This is a genomic window from Citrobacter freundii ATCC 8090 = MTCC 1658 = NBRC 12681, assembly GCF_011064845.1.
Taxonomy (GTDB): Bacteria; Pseudomonadota; Gammaproteobacteria; order Enterobacterales; family Enterobacteriaceae; genus Citrobacter; species Citrobacter freundii.
Genome location: NZ_CP049015.1, coordinates 2,212,656 through 2,230,681 on the forward strand (window position 1 = coordinate 2,212,656; position 18,026 = coordinate 2,230,681).

Below are 18,026 nucleotides of genomic sequence, written 5' to 3' on the forward strand. Positions count from 1 at the left end.
AGTCTTAGTCTTTAAGTTGAGAAGGATATGGAAATCTGGCTCCCGCCGCGCACGGACGGGAAGCTAAACCTGAGTTACGAAAGTTGTGATGCCTCGCTCTAAGGATAGGTGACATCGAAAGAGCGTGCAGAGGAATGTGTGCTTGTGTTTCAGCCCAACGGGATGGTGATTTTTGTAGTCGTTGAGTTTTACAGGTCAATGTGCTGAAACCATTCAAGAGACAATTGGCGCGCATTATACGCTGAAAATTATCAAAAAGGAAAATGGAAACAGCGTTTCAAAACACTTCTGTGCACTTTTACAAAGAATCAGCATTAAATTGTTTCGGGTTGGTTAACAAAACACCGCCCAACTTCAGACGGTGTTGCGCAACAAGAAAAAAATAACGTGTTGCAAACTCAGCATTCAGCCTTAGTCGAGCAGCTTTCGCCCCTCAAGATCGATATGGATGTCCTGCTTATGCGCTTTCCGATACCACAGAACCGCCAGACCGATTACAGACCAGATAACCCCGAGCGTCAGCGCGTGAATGTTCATATTCATACAGACATAACCAATGACGACCATCCCCAGCACAGGAGAAATCACATGAGGGACAAAACGACGATGCTCTTTCATCTTTACGTTGTAGAGCACGAAGACACTCAGGTTCACCATAAAGAATGCGAAAAGCGCACCGAAGTTGACAAGGGTGGATATGGATTCAATTTTCCCGGAAAACAAGTAACTAAGGAATAGTGTCACAGCCCCGGTGAACAGAATTGCATAGTCAGGTGTTTTTCTTTTACTGTGCACATGCGCCAGAAATGTGGGTAACATTTTATCTCGCCCCATAGAGAACAGGACGCGCGATACGGCGGTTTGCGCCGTAATGATATTCCCGACTGCGCAAACGAACGCTACGATGATAGAAAATGCAACTTTAAGCCAGATGCCGCCAACATCGCCTGCAATCGTGAAAAAAGCCTCGTTAGTTTCTGTACCTTCCGCAAAACTGTCGATTTTACCCGTAGCGAATGCGGCAAAGGTCACCACAATAATAAACAGCACGGTGGCCAGGATAAGGGCGAGAAGGGTTGCCTTACTGACTGCTTTCCCGCCGCCTTCGCTTTCTTCACTTAGGGTACTAATGGCATCAAATCCGAGGAAATTGAGCGCCGCAACAGAGATCGCGGTAGCAATTAAGCCAGGGGTAAACCACTGAGAATCAAAAAAAGGTTTGAAAGAAAATGACACGTGGCTGCTATCAAGCATCAGCAGTCGCAAAATCAGCACCACAAAAATGGCCAGAATACCGAGTTGAATAAAGACCAGCAGTTTGTCGAATTTAGCCGTTTGTTGTATTCCCAAATAATTTATGCCCGTTCCGATAGCCACATAAATTAACGGCCATACCCAAATCGGTATTTGCGGAAGTATTGCATGAACAGCAACACCGCCCAGGACGGCAACCAGCGTAGGGAATAACAGATAATCCAGCAACAAAATCCATCCGGTGAGAAAACCCACAGCGGGGTTGATGCACACGCCTGCATAGGTATAAGCCGACCCGGAGGATGAGATGTGCTTTGATAATGTTGAATAGCTGTGGGCGGTAAAAAACATCGCGATAGCGCCAATAATATACACGAGCGCGACCATGCCATGAGATAAATTATATACGACGCCATAGAGAGAAACCGGCGCGATCGGCACCATAAATACCAGCCCGTACAGCACCAAATCTGTGAGAGATAACTTTTTTATTTTACTCATAGTAAACACCTCAATTCGTGTTAATCAAGGCCTCGTAAAAACTCACGGACAGCAGTGAGGCAAGGCTCGGTATTTTCTTCATGTGGGTTATGGCTGCTGTCAGGAATCGTGACACCCCGACAGTGGGTTATATGGGTAATAAGCGGTTGAACGACCTGTGATGTCGCCTGATCATACTCACCATGAAGGACTAATCCTGGGCATCGAATCTTGTGCAATGAACGGGTGATGTCCCACTGCGCCAGCAAGCCATTCACCGCAAGTTCATTCGCGCCCCATAGCACATGGTAGGCGGTGGGATCGGCGGCAAATTGCGCATCAGAACGCTGAATATGCAGCGGTTCTTGCGCCAGGGAATAAACATGTTTTTTGTAGTAGGCAATAAGTTGTTCAGGCGGATGCTGATAGATTTTTGCCTGCATAATGGCATCGTCTGACATTGCATCAGCGCCAGTCGTGAGTTCTTTAAACAATCGCAGTACTTCGCTTTGCCAAAGTGGGATGCTGGCGGGAGCGCTGGCATATATCACACCACTCAACCCTTCCGGTTGCGTGCAGGCGTGCTCTGCTGCCAGCATACCTCCCCAGGAATGTCCGAGTAATGAATATCGCTGACCAATATTCAGATGACTGATTAATTGGCGAAGTTGCTGAAGATAACGTTCTATTGTCCAGAATGAGGCATCCGCCAGCGGAAAATGCGTCGAACGACCACAGCCATATTGATCGTAAAATATCACCATGCGTCCATCATCAGACAGCTCATGATAATTTAATAGATAATCAAAACCGCCTGATGGACCGCCGTGTAAGATAATTAATGGCATTAATTGAGATGCCGGGTCGCCATAAATACGATAGCTGGTTAATATGCTATCGCAAAACATTTCACCATATTTGTAGTGACTTTGCATATTTTTAACCGATACGGAGGGAAAAGGGCAGGTGATTCAATAATCACCTGCAGATTGGCGTTTATTTTTTAATTGCTTGCAGAACGTTACACCAGAATGACTTGTAATGTTCCCATTGCATAAATTGCGGACTTCCCCAGTGCGGTGCGCAATCACTGGCAAAACAGCCGACTTTGCCTTTATTGTACTCACCGAGAACTAATAGTGGGTCGTCATTTATTTTGACCAACGTGATGCTGTTTACCTTGGCACGCAATTTGTTATAACCGAGCAAGGGGGGCCACTGTGTCAGGTCTTGCGTAATGACATGCTGTTCCTCCGTGTTGATTGGGCAGCATCCTTCCGGAATTTCAACGCGATCATCATGCTCCAGCATTTCGACAGGCAAAACTTCGGCCAGCAGGGTGTTTTTATAATTTGCTTTCGCTTCAATGCCGGTGAAGGAAAGGTATCCGCCAATCATTAACAGACCGCCGCCATTTGAGACATATTCTTTAATCAGCGCTAACGCATTCGGGATGATATTCATCTGATAAAAAGTTTTGTTTTGCAACAAAAAGGTATTGCTGCCTATATCGCTAATCACGATAGCATCGTATATATCAAGTTCCTCTACCGTTTGCGGGAAGCGGGTTTGTACAATATGCGCTGGCATGTAGTCGATAGTGATATTTTGCTGGCGCAGACAGGATAATAGATAGTCAGCGCCTTCTTCGTATTTACTGGATGTGAAGCTGTCATATCCCTTAGAATGAATCATATGAATATGCCATGACTCACCGATAAATAAAATTTTCATACTGAGATCCTATTATTTGATATTAATAATATCATGCGATTGAGTGCGCATCCGGTGTAGTACCAGCTCATGCTGCGGCATGCTCGATGCGCCTTCTTGTTCAACTGCCAGTGAAGCAAAGGCAGAGGCATACTGAATGGCTGATACAAGGTTTGATTTACGGGCAAGTGAAGCGGCCAGTGCGCCATTAAATGCATCACCCGCGCCCGCAGCATCTTTGACGACGGCACTCCAGGCTGGGATAAACAAAGTACGGTGGCGTTCGCACAGTAATGATCCTTGTGCGCCGAGAGTGATAATGACCTTCTCAACGCCTGATTGCAGAATGATATTCCCTGCTTTTTGAGCATCATCAATATTTAATATTGTAATACCCGATAAAAATGATGCTTCTGTTTCGTTAGGTGTTAAAATATCTATTGAAGGTAATAAACGGCTAACATTTTTGGTATAAGGTGCCGGATTCAAAATAATTGTCTTGTTTGCTAATTTACCTAAGCGAACAAATTCTTCAATAGCATCGATATTAGTCTCCAGTTGCATTAGCAAAACGTTAGCTTCAGATATATGACCCTGCTGTTCATTAATTTCGTGCCTGGTTAGCATCATATTGGCACCAGGATAGATAGCAATGATATTATCACCATCCTGCTCTGAAACATAAATTAATGCACTTCCGGTGGGTGCATCATCAGTCTGATAAGCACAATATGAATTTATACCAGATTGGATAATATGATTGAGGGCAAAAGAGCTAAACTGATCTTTACCTACTTTAAAAATAAAGTGGACGTCGGTGCCAGCATTATTTGCGGCCAATGCCTGATTAGCACCTTTACCTCCTGGATAAAAACCGAACTGGCTTGCGAGGATTGATTCACCGCTTTGCGGAAGCCAGGGGACGGTAGCCGATACATCAATATTAAATGAACCTAATATACAAACTTTTCCCGACATTTTCGTGCCTTCTCTATGTAATCGAAAATCTTTGTTTGCCGGAGTTGAAATTGTGCCGGAGATATCAATTTTATTTTCTGTTATCAACTTGCTTAATGCCTGGCGGTTAACAATACCACCACCGTAACAACGCAAAAGCATTCCTGTTTTCTGAAAATAACAAAGATCTGAACGTATAGTCTCCTGGCTAACATTAAAAAGAACGGCGAGTTTTCTCACGCTGACACTATGATCTTTGATGAGTAAGTTAAGAATAGATGTACGCCTTTCTTCTTTAAACATTAAAGCCTCCGTGTATTTTGCTGAATTGTATTTATAGTAATGTTGCCATGTGGTGAAATGAATCACAGATCATGCTGTAAACCGGAAGCAAAACCAAATTATTGAGAATAATAAAAAGTGGATTACACGTTCTTTATTTTTATATGTTTACAATTAACGCAAGATATCTTGTGAGCACAGTCATGTATTAGTTTTGCAATTTCCTATGTCTCATTTAAAAGATGCTGGCTTGCTCGATTCAGTTATAAATTGAGATGGGTTGAGATAAAAAAAACAGTGAACAAAAATGTCAGGAGTTTTTCCATCATCGTGGCTGGGATAGAACGAATATCTGTTCAGTGTTCGCGACATATATATCTAAATGTTATATCAAATACTTTTTAATTCATTTTAAAAGACAATTCCGCTGATTACACTCGTTTGGACATCCATACTGCTAAACAGCCAAAAGCGATAGCAGAAGAACAATAAGCAGCAGCGGATACCCAAACGACATGATTGTCCTGAAAAATATTTCGAAAGTGTTTACGCCAGGAAGGCTTGCCATCACCGCTGTCGATAACGTCAACCTAACGGTTGAACAGGGACAGATTTACGGCATTATTGGTTACAGCGGGGCAGGTAAAAGCACCTTAATTCGTTTGCTCAATGGGCTGGAAAAACCGACCTCCGGCAGCGTGATGATTAACGGCCACGATATCTCTGCCGCCCGTGGGGAATCGTTACGCCAGGCACGACTGAAAATCAGCATGGTGTTTCAACACTTCAATTTGCTGTGGTCACGGACCGTTAGCGAAAATATTGCTTTCTCTATGCAAATCGCTGGCGCGTCCAAAGCGTCAATCAAACAGCGGGTTGCTGAACTGATTACGCTGGTTGGGCTGAGCGGTCGTGAAAATGCGTATCCGTCACAGCTAAGCGGCGGGCAAAAACAGCGTGTAGGAATTGCCCGCGCGCTGGCGAACAATCCGGATGTCCTGCTGTGTGACGAAGCCACCTCGGCGCTGGATCCGCAAACTACCGATCAGATCCTCGATTTACTCCTCGATATTAATCGTCGCTTCAAATTGACCATTGTGCTGATCACTCATGAAATGCACGTGGTACGCAAAATCTGCGATCGCGTGGCGGTAATGGAAAATGGCAAAGTTGTTGAGGAAGGCGACGTACTCAGCGTCTTTACCCATCCACAGCAGCCGATCACCCGACAGTTCGTTCGTCAGGTGAGCCAGTACACCGAGGAAGACGAGTTTAATCCGCAGTTGGCAAGCGAGCTTGGCGGCGTAGTTATCAAGCTTACGTTTACCGGGCAACACACGCACCGGCCTGTGGTTGGCGAGTTGACCCTGCGCTATGGCCTGCCATTCAATATCTTACACGGCAAAATGACGCAAACCGCACACGGTGTGTTTGGTCAACTTTGGGTGCACGTGGTGGCCTCTGAGGAACAATTGAACAATATTTTGGCCGACCTGCGCCAGAGCGACATTGAAGGCGAGGTGATTCAACATGGCTGAAGAACTTTTTCCCCATCTGAAGTGGGAGCAACTGTTAGCGGCAACCCAGGAAACGCTGTATATGACAGCTCTTTCGGGTGCTGCGACCTTTATTCTGGGCATCGCGCTTGGTCTGGCATTGTTCCTGACCGCGCGCGGCGGATTGTTCCCCAACCGAGCGGTATATAGCGCTATTTCGCTGGTGGTGAATATCTTTCGTTCAATCCCATTCATCATTTTGATCGTGCTGCTGATCCCGTTTACCAAAGCGATGGTAGGCACCATTCTCGGCGCCAATGCCGCGTTGCCTGCGCTGATCGTCGGTGCTGCGCCGTTTTATGCACGTCTGGTCGAAATCGCTCTGCGTGAAGTGGATAAAGGCGTTATTGAAGCGACACGTTCGATGGGCGCACGGCTGAGCACGCTTATTTTTCGGGTTTTACTGCCGGAATCCTCTCCTGCTCTGGTGTCCGGGATCACCGTGACGCTAATTGCGCTGGTTAGCTACAGCGCGATGGCAGGGGTAATTGGTGCCGGTGGTTTAGGGAATTTGGCCTATCTGGAAGGATTCCAGCGCAACCACAGCGACGTCACGCTGGTGGCGACGGTGACGATTTTGCTCATTGTCTTCATCATCCAGCTTTGCGGCGATGTGATCACCTCTCTGTTAGATAAACGCTAATAAAATACGGAAACCATTATCATGAAAAAATCACTGACGTTACTCGCCGCAACAACCTTAAGCGCTCTGAGCTTCGCCTCCTGGGCAGACACTCTGACCGTTGGTGCATCTAACGTGCCGCACGCGGAGATCCTTGAACAGGCCAAACCGATTCTGGCGAAACAGGGGATCGATCTGGAGATTAAACCGTTCCAGGATTACATTCTGCCGAACACCGCGCTGGCTGGTCGTGAGATTGACGCTAACTACTTCCAGCATATTCCGTACCTGAACAGTGTGATTAAAGATCATGCGGGCGATAAAACGTATGACTTCGTCAGCGCCGGAGCAATTCACATTGAGCCAATTGGTATCTATTCGAAAAAAGTGAAATCGCTTAAAGAACTACCGGAAGGCGGCAAAGTCATCATGCGCGATGCGGTATCTGAGGAAGGCCGTATTCTGTCGATTTTCGAAAAAGAGGGTGTTATTAAGCTGAAGCCGGGCGTGGATAAAGTAACCGCGCGCATTAGCGATATCGTCGAAAACCCGAAAAAGCTGAAGTTCCTGCCAAACGTGGAAGCCGCGCTGTTACCGCAGATGTATAACAACGACGAAGGCGATGCGGTGGTGATTAACGCCAACTACGCCATCGACGCCGGGCTGGATCCGGTGAAAGATCCGATTGCCGTTGAAAGCGGTGAAAACAACCCGTACGCCAACATCATTACCGTGCATCGTGGCGACGAGAAGAAGAAGGATATCGTCGCATTGGTCGATGTCCTGCACTCCAAAGAAATCCAGGACTGGATCCGTACTAAATATAAAGGCGCGGTGATCCCGGTTAATAACTGATCCGCTTTTTGCTGAGTGGCGTATGAACGGTAACGCATCGATGCCGTCAACGTCCGGTGTGTTAACCATTTCAGAAACCTATAGTCATACAGGATGGACCGGAACGTTGACGTCAATCGATCCGGTTAACCATATGGCTGGATAGTTGTTCAAACATATGGCACATTGAAATAAAAGTTAAAAAGGGACTCCACCGGAGTCCCTGTTTTTAAACAATAAACTCTATTAGCATAAAAGCCATCGCTAATACTAACTCAGCAAGCCATAGGGCTGCTTCTATTTTAAACCCGGTAGTCAAATGACCTGGAAGGTTTCTAATATAATTATAAGATTCAATACTCATATCATGATTGATTACTCTATTATATGGGAATATAAGGCTCCCCATAATAAAATCTATTTTTGCGAAATATGCCGCAGGAGTGCCAATCAAACTCGCCCCTCTTGCCAGTCGTGCTGTTTGAGGAAGCAAACCAAATTTATTCTCATATGCTTTTGCAATTATCTTGTAATTATAACCATTAATAACATAAGATATAAAGATTATTGCTAGCATTAAAAACATAAAACTTATTCCTATCAAACCTTGTAAATTAGCGTAATTTTCTATCAAATAACTTTTCATATATAAGGATTCCTGATTCTTCCATAAATGTCTCGGGCGAGTAGGTAAGCTTTTCTGGACTATTAATTATAATTTCCCCCACATACTCTCCTGCTTTTTCTCCATATTTTTCAGCACCTTTACCTGCTAAGATTCCAGCACCAGTGCCGATCGCTAAACATAATGCAGCACCAGCGCCTGCAAATTCTGCGCTAGCAAAACCCATTGCCCACATGCAAACAGCTCTGGAAGCTGTGCCAGCAGCACCACTGGCAAACATACTTGCAGTTTGTTTACCACCAAACTTACTATATTCAGAGATAGCGGCTTTTCTACATTCACTTTCACGGCCTTTTGCGCAAGCATCGTATACATTTGTAGTGTAACTAGCAAAATCGAGGCCGACACCAACATAACCTACGGTTTTCATTATTTTAAATAACTTTGCGGATTTTTCTATATAACTTGCATACCCTTCAATATCATTTATACCAGTTTGATCCCATTTATGTATAATTGATTTTGTTGATAGTCCTAGTGCCTGTTTTATATTATTATATTGTTTTAGATCTAATTGCTCTTTTGATAATCTATTCATAATAGCATCAAGCTCTTTAAACAACCGCTTTCGCTGACCAAAAAATTCCTCACCAGAAATACGACCAGCATTTTCGCTATAAGTTCTTTGGTATAGACCCTGAATTTGATTTAATTTTTTATTAATTTCTTTATAATAGTCTCCTCCTGCATCCTTTATATAACCCAAAATATCGCCACTTGTTCCTAGCGCATTACTGTATAAATTTGATGCGAATATATCTACCGGGGTTCTGTTTTCAAATAGAATTTTAGCCTCTTCATTTGTTAATGGTGCTAAAGCCAGATCAATTTTATCTCTGGCAACTTTAATATGATTTATTTTATCGGTATCAATTTTTTCAGGATCAGCAACAATCAATATTGAACCTGGTTTTTTTCCTCTTTCTGGATTTAGTTGGCGGTATAACTCTCTTACTCCCGATGGTGGATTGACTATTAACTCACACTCATATTTCTTAGGTGATGTTTGATCTGGCACGACACAAAAACCGGGTTCAACCGATTGTCTTGCTTCAGAGGGGTGTTGATGCCGTACAGGTGGTGTCTCCGGTTTTGAATTACTGGTGTTATTTACTGACTGAAAACTGGACAAAAGATATTCATCATATCTGTATGTTAAATTAAAACGTGGTGTAAACCTGCAATGACATTTGCATGAACCTCTACTGTGTGCGGAACCTGCAAGGAGACATATTATTTCTGTTTCATAACCTGATAAATCTTTCCCCATCCTTGCGTAAGTATCAAATAAATGCCTGGAAATCCGTGTTCGAAAACCCGTGCTGAAATTTGAAGTTAAGAATTTATTGTCCTTATCTCCAGAAATGATTGTTTTTCGCCCTGATATTATACCTCCTGCAGAACCAATAAAATCATCATGTTCAAATCTTTCATTGAGGTCTCTAAGTGAATCATATGAACATCTTTGTAAACCTGATTCCTCCTGCATTTTCCTCAGTCTCTCTGAGGCTGGTGTTATTTTTCGACCTTCATAATCGATGTCATCATCAAAGGTATTCTTGAAGGTATTTCTAATTAAATTTCTACCTGCCTCTATATATGAACCATTTGGTACGCCGCCTTCAATTTTATATCGTTGACCATCAAGGCCGCATATATATTCATCTCCTTCGCATGCTATGTTAATTCCTCTGATACGAGGGAGACCAGTATTTTCCAAAATATAACCACCGCAACTTGTTCTATCTCCAGGAGATAATAAAAAGCCTTGCTTATCTTCATCCCAGAAGTTCATAGATTAAGTCCCTATTTTAAATATCCAGACTAATGGGTATATGATATCAAACTATTTCACATTTAATTAATGTGACTATGTTCTCAAATTACACAAAAAAACCTAAATTCCGCATGTGAAATTTAGGTTTTAAATATTCAAGGGTTTATCTATTTATCGGATAAATGAATTATAAAATTCGGCTTGTATCAATAATTAACTCTATTTCACCAACTCTGCCATTTGATACTGAATCGCCTAATGAATCATTATCAGCAACCAAACCGTAAGCGAAGACAGCATGTGATTTGTTCCTTACTTTATTAGTTTGTGCCAGAAAACCTCTTTTGACCCAACTTTGCCGTCATTGAGTAACTTCTGTTGGAGTTATCTCTATAGCCAATGACTTTGAACGTCATAGGCCGGATAAATCGCGTTAGCGTTGTCATCCGGCGCTAAAGTTATATACGCTCAATTCTCGCTGGCAACCCCTGACGCACCGACGCACCCGACACCCAGTCAAGCCAGGTATTGGCAACCTGCCGGGTAGGATCCGCAAAGCCCAAATCATTGAGATTAATCCCTGACTTTATCTGTGCATCAAATGCCATTGGCTTGCCGTCGAGCGTATGCTGAGCTGCGCCCATCTCTTTATGCCCGTAACCGTGTTCAATGGCGATGACACCCGGCATGACGCCATGCAGCAGACTTATCTGCGCTTGCGCCTGACCGCCAGGGGTGGTGATACGCACGATATCGCCGTGTGCTAAACCATACCGCTGACCATCCTGCGGATTGAGCGCCACCAGATTAACCGGTTTCAGATGATGAAGGCGCGGGATAACCGCCGTGGCGCTGGACATGGTATTGGATTTAAAGGAAATCAGTTTCAACGGCCACTCTTGTTCCGGGAACAACTCCTCGACCGCACGTCCATCAGACAGACGTGAAGGATACCAGGTCGGGCAGCCGCTGTAGCGCTCGCCGGTAATTGCATGACGGTGCGCGGCGACGTTCGCATTCCAGATTTGGAGCGGTTTTTCCCAGGCATTGCCGACGCGGTTATCAACTCGCCCGCTGATGTCCGGCGCAAAGCGCCCGCCGCGGGAGTAGATAAACGCAACTCGGCTGATTTCATCGGGTTTCAGCGTTTGGGTTATCACAGGCATGATCCGCTGTACTCCGGTCAGCGCTATGTCTTCCGGCTGTGCCTCTGCAACCGGGGCTTTGCCCATAAACGCAATATTGGCGGCGAGGCGCAGGTAGTAATCTTCCGCACGATTCAACGGATAGTGATTACCTTGCGGATCGGTAATCGCATTGTCGCCGAATCCGGGTAGCCCAATGCGCTTTGCCACTGCGATACAGAAAGATTCCATCGAGGCCGGTTGACCGTCAGCCGTGAGGCTGGTCGCAGGTCTGACGACAGGCCAACGCGCGGTGGTGGCTTTGCTGGCCACACCTGCCCACGGAGCGCTAAATCCCCAGCTTTCGAAGTTGTGGGTATCCGGCACGATGTAATCTGCCAGCGCCGTGGTTTCGTTCATAAAGGCGTCAATCGCGATAAACAGCGGCAAGCGAGCAGGATCCTTGAGCTTTTCTTCCGCCACGCCACGTAATCCCGCAATGCCGTAAAACGGGTTGGTCATGTTTGAGATCCAGGCTTTCAGCGGATAAGGGTAACCTTCAAGCGCTGAGACGAGGAGTTCGGTAAGCTGACCTGCGACAAACGGATACCACGGGGCCTTAGCCGGGAAGGGGGATTGTCCGGCAGCTACCTTATTGCGGTACTCTTCGGAAGACTCATAAGCGGTTTTACTGCGCGCGATGCTTAACCCTTTCGGCTTTACCTTCCCGGCGAAGCTGTCCATGTTGTAGCGCGGACCGTCGGTGGCACCATTGAATTTGCCGCCACCAACAAACACACCGCCTTCAAGACTGAGGTTGCCAATCAGCGCATTGAGCATCATTACCGACCAGGCGTTATAAAATCCATTGCCTGCCATCATTCCGCCGTGCGTAATTACTGCCGCTTTACGTCCGTGGCGGGTGAATGCGTCGGCCAGAGCGCCAATGTCTGCTTCTGACACCCCACACTGCTGGCTGTACTGCGTTAGCGACAGTTTCTCTGCGGACTCTCGCAGACACTGGAAGCTGCTTTTTACCGTTACCGTCTGCCCGTCAGCCAGCGTCACCTCGCGGGTAACAAACAGTTGCGCACGCGGGCAACTGTTGGCGGCGACAATCTCACCGGCCTCGTTGACGACCACCGGCTCCTGGACGGCGTTTGTGCTCAGATGGGCGAGGGTCAGGTGTTGTCCGGCAAGCGTTGGAATTTCATCGGTAATCACAAGATGAGTGGCGTTAGTCCAGCTTTTTTCTCCTGCCTGCTGCATGGCCTGCACGCCGGGAATGGCGAGATAATCAGCGTTATAGCGTTGTTTATCGATAATCCAGCTTATCATCCCCATCGCCAGCGCGGAGTCGCTTCCCGGTCGTACGGGCTGCCAGTGGCCGCGATCGTCAGCCAGCACCGTGGTTAATGGCAGGGCGGGCGCTACCACAACATAGCGGAAGTCGTCACGTAAACGGGCGCTGGCCAACTGGCGGGCCTGGCGCTTAAACGGGTTGCCGGATTGCGCCGGAGAGGTGCCCATAAACAGCGCGAATTCGACGTTATCCCAGTCGGGTTTCACGTGGGTATTTTTATCCAAATCGCCCATTAACGCGCCGGAACCGGCCCGATAGGCCAGACCGCAGTAAGCGCCATGAGCACCGAAATTTTTACTGCCGAAACTGTTCAGTGCGAAGCGACGTAAAAAGGTATCACGTCCTTCATCGCTGGTATTAGTGACCAGCAGTTGATTGGATTTTGGGCCAAAACCGGGATGTTTCGCATCAAGCGGTGTAGCGGGATCGTGGATGGCTCTCAGACCATCAACGTGGCCTTCACCAAACAGATCTCCGCCTTCCACCACCTCTTTGATCAGCTGTTCGAAGCTGATGCGCTGCCATTTTCCCTCACCGCGCTTACCGACGCGCTTCATGGGCTCCAGAATACGTAACGGGCTGTACAGACCTTCGAGTAAAGTTGCACCACGGGCGCAGGCGGTGGAACGTGCGTCAAGACCTGACTCCCCGGCCAACTGTTCCATTGCCGTGGTAAAGGGGACGGAGGCGTCTATATGGTGCTCGTGCGACAACGGATGATAAGGGTTGCCCGCAATGCGCAGCACCTTGCCTTGCTCAGTGTCAACGCGAACCCGCACGCCACACTGCGTCCAGCAACCAAAACACTGTGTCATTGAGATCACCTGCTGCGGGTTTTGCTGCCAGTGCGGCCGGGCGTTGGCTTCAGGGATGAGCGCGTTTGCAAAGATGCGGTCACGGGTAATTTTGCCCGAGGTTCCGTCCAGCAAACCGTCTATCGCGCGCTTTGCCACATCCCGATAACTCAGGCCAAAAGTCACCATGCCACCTACGGCAAGGCCCACTTTAAGCCACTGACGACGGGTTAAATTAGCCATGTTGCATTCTCCTTGCGATCGCGTTCAGGGCTTCACGAACAATAATAATCAGTGCTATCCACAGGCCGAAGGTACCCACAATGGCCAGCCAGCCATCGGTGCCGCCGGGCAGGGTGTAGGGATTAAACTGCGCGTTAAATTTCGGTATGGTTTGCACCTGGATGAGTAACGTCCAGCGCATTAGCCAGCACAGCGCCATGGCGCTAAAAGCGAGTAATACGCGCAGCGGTAGCGACAAGGGGTAACGTACAACCAACCCGCAAAGAACAAGTGAAACAAGCCATAACGCAACCCAACCGATAGCGTAGTGTTGTGCTGAAGAAGCCACATCCAGCCATTGGCGGATAGCCGAACCGGAAAGCGTATTACCGCTCGCCCAGATCAACACCACGATAGCCAGTGCGATCAACGTGACCATTTGCCCCCACGCTAGCTTACGCGGCAGTACGTCCTTGTTATTTGTCGTGGCAATAAGCAGGGCAAGAAACGTTTGCAGCGCGCTGAGGAACATCGCAACCGGAAATGCGTAACTGAACCAGATGGGACGCGCCTGCACCACCGACACTTCACGGCCGGTGTAAACCAGCAATCCGATGGCGGACAGTGCGCTACCAAGTGCTAACCATTTTGTGACGTTGTAACTTTTTAGCGTTAGCCGTTTAACGTGCTGCGCCAGAAACCACAGACCTAAAAAACCGGTAAACAGCGGTAAGAACAGTGCGCCCCACGGCATCCAGGACCACGGCGTCGGATACGCATAGAAATGCCAGACGCGGGCGGTTTGGTGTAGATCAGCGGTCAGCGCCAGCGGTGCGGTAATCGCGCAGGTCAGGGCGATTAACAGCGTCAGATTCTCCAGATCTGCCGTTTCTTTTTTGCGCCAGTGGAGAACGCAGGCGAACAGTGCGGCGCAGGCGGCAATGCCGATGAAAAAGAAATATTGTACGGCCCAGGGTAACCAGCTTACGTCCTGGGGATGGGCCAGAACCTCGTCGATAATTAGTGAATGGTTCATTTAAACCTCCTGCCAGAGAGCGGGTTGAGCACGTCCAATCAATGGGGTGACAAACGCCTCATCCAGTCCCAGATAGAACACGTGAGGAGACGTACCGCTTTCCGGCTTCAGGACTTTGATGGTGTCATGGTGTTCATGCAGCATTTGTGAAATGCGGCTGTGTGGATCTTTAATATCACCAATGATGCGCGCGCCGCCGACGCAGGATTCTACACAGGCCGGAAGCAGCCCCGCTTCGAGGCGGTGAACGCAGAAGGTACATTTATCGGCGGTTTGCGTTTCATGGTTGATGAATCGCGCATCATAAGGGCAGGCCTGCACGCAATAGGCGCAGCCAACGCAGCGTGTGTTGTCGACCACCACGATGCCGTCTTCGCGTTGGAAAGTGGCCTGTACCGGGCAAACGGGCACGCAAGGGGGATTATCACAATGGTTGCATAGTCGCGGCAGCAGGACGTTGGTGACGCTTTGCTGACCTTCAATCTGTACTTGATACTGGTTGACGAGGGTACGAAATTCGCCCTGTGGCGTCTGGTTTTCAATGGCGCAACTGACGGTACAGGCCTGGCAGCCAATACAGCGTCGCAGGTCAACCAGCATGGCGTAGCGATGCTGAAGTGAGCCTTCATGGCGTTCAGGCGAAAAGGGAAATTTCGCCTGAGCCAGCGGAACCAGTGATGCGCCAGCGGTCAGGACGCCCAGTTGCTGGAGAAACTGCCGTTTACTGCTGTCCATATTTTCTCCCGTCACGATGCAACAACGAAACATTGGTCACGCCGTTGATTTGCGTGTGATGAATAAAGAATCTCAATGATTTACAGTGTAAAAATCGTGACGGGGTATACTCTATTGTGGTTAACCACATACCCGGCTTGTTGTTGATCTAAAACAACATAATTGACAGGGACAATTGAGTGGGACGCAACGTAGTAAGATGTCTGACAGTGCTGGCGTCGCTGTGGATGCTAAGCGGCGCGGTCAGGGCGCAGACATGGAACATTGGCGTTTTGGCGATGCGCGGGGAGGTTTCTACACGTAATCACTGGCAGCCGCTGGAAACATTGTTGAATCAGCAAATCCCCGGCGAACAGTTTCATATTCAACCGCTGGATCTGCACCAGATGCAGGAGGCGGTGAATCGTGGAACGGTGCAGTTTGTTGTTACTAATCCGGCGCAGTTTGTTCAGCTAAACAGCCGTTCTGCGCTGCGCTGGCTGGCTTCGCTACGCTCCACCCGTGGTGGGAAAGCCACCAGTAACGTGATCGGCAGCGCGATCCTCGTCAGACGCGACAGCGGGATAACCTCCCCACACGATCTGATCGGCAAAACGGTTGGCGCCATTGATGCTCAGGCTTTTGGCGGCTATTTGCTGGGATATAAAGCGCTCAGTGATGCCGGTCTGCGCCCTGAACGCGATTTACGTCTGACGTTTACCGGATTTCCCGCCGATGCCTTACTCTATTTATTACGTGAAAAAGCCGTGCAGGCGGTGATCGTGCCGGTGTGCCTGCTGGAAAAAATGGATGAAGAAGGCCTCATTCGTAAAACCGATTTTATGACCGTGTTGAACCATCCGACCTCAATTCCCTGTCTGACCAGTACACCGCTCTATCCTGACTGGTCATTTGCCGCACTACCTGCAGTGAGTGACGAGCTGGCCGATCGCGTCACGCGGGTGCTGTTCAATGCACCGCAAAACGCGACATTTCGCTGGGGAGCGCCCGCCTCGACCCGCGAGGTGGAAGCGTTGTTGCGTGATGTCCGCCAGCATCCGCAGCAGCGTCAGCTGTGGCTGGATGTCAAAAGCTGGTTTATTCAACATCGGCTGGCGATGGGAGCGGCGGCCATCGTGCTGTTGTTGCTGACGCTCAACTACATCTGGGTGATGTTGTTGGTTCGCCGACGTGGCAGGCAACTGGAACGAAACAACGTGTTGTTGCACAAACAGGAACAGGCGCTGGAGACTGCCCGACAAATGAGCGTGCTGGGGGAGATGACCTCCGGTTTTGCCCATGAGCTCAATCAGCCGTTGTCAGCTATCCGCCATTATGCCCAAGGCTGTCTGATTCGCCTGCGCGGTCAGGATGAGCAGCATCCGTTGCTGCCCGTGCTTGAGCACATCGACACCCAGGCACAAAGGGGGGCCGATACGCTGCGCAATCTCCGGCAGTGGGTCAGCCAGGCACAGGGCAATCCGGTACTTCCCGATGACTGGCAAGCCATCAACGTTCACGATGCTATCCATCACGTCTGGCAATTACTGCGCATGCTCCAGCAATTCCCGGCGGTAACGCTGCACACACAGGTCAGCAAGGCGTTAACATTGACGCTGCCAAGCGTTCTTCTTGAGCAGGTGCTGGCCAATCTGGTACTCAATGCCGCCCAGGCAGGGGCTACCACAGTTTGGTTTAGCGCCCTGCATAAGGATGGTGGTGTGAGTATTCAGGTGCAGGATAATGCCGGAGGCATTGACGAGACGCAGTTGTATCAGGCGTTTCAGCCGTTTATGACCACGCGTAAAGAAGGCATGGGACTAGGACTGGTCATTTGTCAGCGACTGGTGCGCTACGCAAACGGAGATATTGAGATCAACAATCAGCAGGCCCCGGACGGAAAAGCGGGGGCGAGAGTGACATTATATTTTAAACCAAATCGGGAAGGAGGCCGTAGTGGCGATAATTCATCTGCTGGATGACGACATTGCCGTCACCCAGGCCTGCGCGTTTTTATTGGAAAGTCTGGGATATGAAGTGTCTTGCTGGGAGCAAGGTGAGAAATTCCTCGCTGAGGCAAATCTGCACCAGGTGGGTGTACTGCTGCTGGATATGCGTATGCCGGTACTGGATGGGCACGCGGTGCATGAAATCATGCGTCAGAAAGCAAGCACCCTGGCGGTGGTCTTTCTCACCGGGCATGGCGATGTGCCGATGGCGGTTGAGCAAATGAAACGTGGCGCGGTCGATTTTTTGCAAAAACCGGTGTCAGCCGTGCCGCTTCAGGCAGCATTAGAACATGCCTTGCAGGTCTCGGCAGCGGCGTTCTCGCGACAAGAGATCATCTGCTGCTATCAACAGCTTACGCCAAAAGAACGGGAACTGGCGCATCTGGTAGCAAAAGGATTAATGAATCGGGAAATTGCTGATGCCATGAATATTGCCGTGCGTACGGTTGAAGTGCACCGGGCGCGGGTGATGGAAAAAATGCAGGCGGGAAGTCTTGCTGAGCTTGTAAATCGACTTCAGAGAGTTCAGTAGAATGATGACATTTCTTTGATTTTCATTGAATTTTGTCTAAATACTCAGAGTGATATATGCTGTTGGTTTGAG

General features: G+C 48.4%; 15 protein-coding genes and 1 pseudogene. 6 read left to right on the forward strand and 10 right to left on the reverse strand.

What is annotated here, in order from left to right; genetic code table 11:
• Positions 1–4: 4 nt before the first annotated feature.
• The 5 genes from ynhH to G4551_RS10650 form a co-directional block, all read right to left on the reverse strand.
• Complete coding sequence (gene ynhH / locus G4551_RS24100; protein ID WP_418219450.1) at positions 5–235, reverse strand: protein YnhH; 231 nt, start codon at positions 233–235, stop codon at positions 5–7.
• Positions 236–411: 176 nt separating this feature from the next.
• On the reverse strand, positions 412–1,755 hold the full coding sequence (locus tag G4551_RS10635; protein WP_003836577.1) for an APC family permease: 1,344 nt from the start codon (positions 1,753–1,755) through the stop codon (positions 412–414).
• A 20-nt stretch (positions 1,756–1,775) separates the two neighbouring features.
• A complete protein-coding gene (locus G4551_RS10640) occupies positions 1,776–2,669 on the reverse strand; it encodes a proline iminopeptidase-family hydrolase (protein ID WP_003836575.1) in 894 nt (297 codons plus the stop codon).
• A gap of 61 nt (positions 2,670–2,730) precedes the next feature.
• Positions 2,731–3,468 carry a glutamine amidotransferase gene (locus G4551_RS10645; protein WP_003836572.1) on the reverse strand — a complete coding sequence of 246 codons (738 nt, stop codon included), beginning with the start codon at positions 3,466–3,468 and terminating at the stop codon, positions 2,731–2,733.
• Positions 3,469–3,480: 12 nt separating this feature from the next.
• Positions 3,481–4,707: a PfkB family carbohydrate kinase gene (locus tag G4551_RS10650; RefSeq protein ID WP_003836570.1), complete on the reverse strand. Its 1,227-nt coding sequence runs from the start codon at positions 4,705–4,707 to the stop codon at positions 3,481–3,483.
• 494 nt (positions 4,708–5,201) lie between these two features.
• Here G4551_RS10650 and G4551_RS10655 point away from each other — a divergent pair, with 494 nt between their 5' ends.
• From G4551_RS10655 to G4551_RS23835, 4 genes and pseudogenes are all read left to right on the forward strand, one after another.
• A complete protein-coding gene (locus tag G4551_RS10655) occupies positions 5,202–6,224 on the forward strand; it encodes a methionine ABC transporter ATP-binding protein (RefSeq protein ID WP_003836568.1) in 1,023 nt (340 codons plus the stop codon).
• Positions 6,217–6,885: a methionine ABC transporter permease gene (locus G4551_RS10660; protein ID WP_003029361.1), complete on the forward strand. Its 669-nt coding sequence runs from the start codon at positions 6,217–6,219 to the stop codon at positions 6,883–6,885. The genes G4551_RS10655 and G4551_RS10660 overlap by 8 nt, the downstream gene beginning before the upstream one ends.
• A gap of 21 nt (positions 6,886–6,906) precedes the next feature.
• Positions 6,907–7,719, forward strand: coding sequence for a MetQ/NlpA family ABC transporter substrate-binding protein (locus G4551_RS10665; RefSeq protein WP_003836561.1), 813 nt, complete (start codon positions 6,907–6,909; stop codon positions 7,717–7,719).
• A gap of 16 nt (positions 7,720–7,735) precedes the next feature.
• Positions 7,736–7,858, forward strand: a pseudogene (locus G4551_RS23835) (hypothetical protein); the annotation flags it as partial.
• 69 nt (positions 7,859–7,927) lie between these two features.
• Here G4551_RS23835 and G4551_RS10670 read toward each other — a convergent pair.
• The 5 genes from G4551_RS10670 to ttrB form a co-directional block, all read right to left on the reverse strand.
• Positions 7,928–8,344, reverse strand: coding sequence for a hypothetical protein (locus tag G4551_RS10670; protein ID WP_003836560.1), 417 nt, complete (start codon positions 8,342–8,344; stop codon positions 7,928–7,930).
• The gene (locus G4551_RS23840; protein ID WP_050499150.1) at positions 8,313–10,178 is read right to left on the reverse strand and encodes a PAAR domain-containing protein; all 1,866 of its coding nucleotides are present in this window, start codon (positions 10,176–10,178) and stop codon (positions 8,313–8,315) included. The genes G4551_RS10670 and G4551_RS23840 overlap by 32 nt, the downstream gene beginning before the upstream one ends.
• A 440-nt stretch (positions 10,179–10,618) precedes the next feature.
• The gene (gene ttrA / locus G4551_RS10680) at positions 10,619–13,684 is read right to left on the reverse strand and encodes a tetrathionate reductase subunit TtrA (protein WP_003836556.1); all 3,066 of its coding nucleotides are present in this window, start codon (positions 13,682–13,684) and stop codon (positions 10,619–10,621) included.
• Entirely contained in the window at positions 13,677–14,699 is a 1,023-nt protein-coding gene (gene ttrC / locus G4551_RS10685; protein WP_003836554.1) for a tetrathionate reductase subunit TtrC, read from the reverse strand. Before ttrC ends, ttrA begins: the two co-directional genes overlap by 8 nt.
• Positions 14,700–15,434 carry a tetrathionate reductase subunit TtrB gene (ttrB, locus tag G4551_RS10690; protein WP_003836551.1) on the reverse strand — a complete coding sequence of 245 codons (735 nt, stop codon included), beginning with the start codon at positions 15,432–15,434 and terminating at the stop codon, positions 14,700–14,702.
• 227 nt (positions 15,435–15,661) lie between these two features.
• Between ttrB and ttrS the strand changes: the two genes are divergently transcribed.
• Both ttrS and ttrR read left to right on the forward strand, forming a co-directional pair.
• Entirely contained in the window at positions 15,662–17,395 is a 1,734-nt protein-coding gene (gene ttrS / locus G4551_RS10695; protein WP_085951547.1) for a tetrathionate respiration histidine kinase TtrS, read from the forward strand.
• Positions 17,370–17,954, forward strand: coding sequence for a tetrathionate respiration response regulator TtrR (gene ttrR / locus G4551_RS10700; RefSeq protein ID WP_003836549.1), 585 nt, complete (start codon positions 17,370–17,372; stop codon positions 17,952–17,954). The genes ttrS and ttrR overlap by 26 nt, the downstream gene beginning before the upstream one ends.
• Positions 17,955–18,026: the final 72 nt, after the last annotated feature.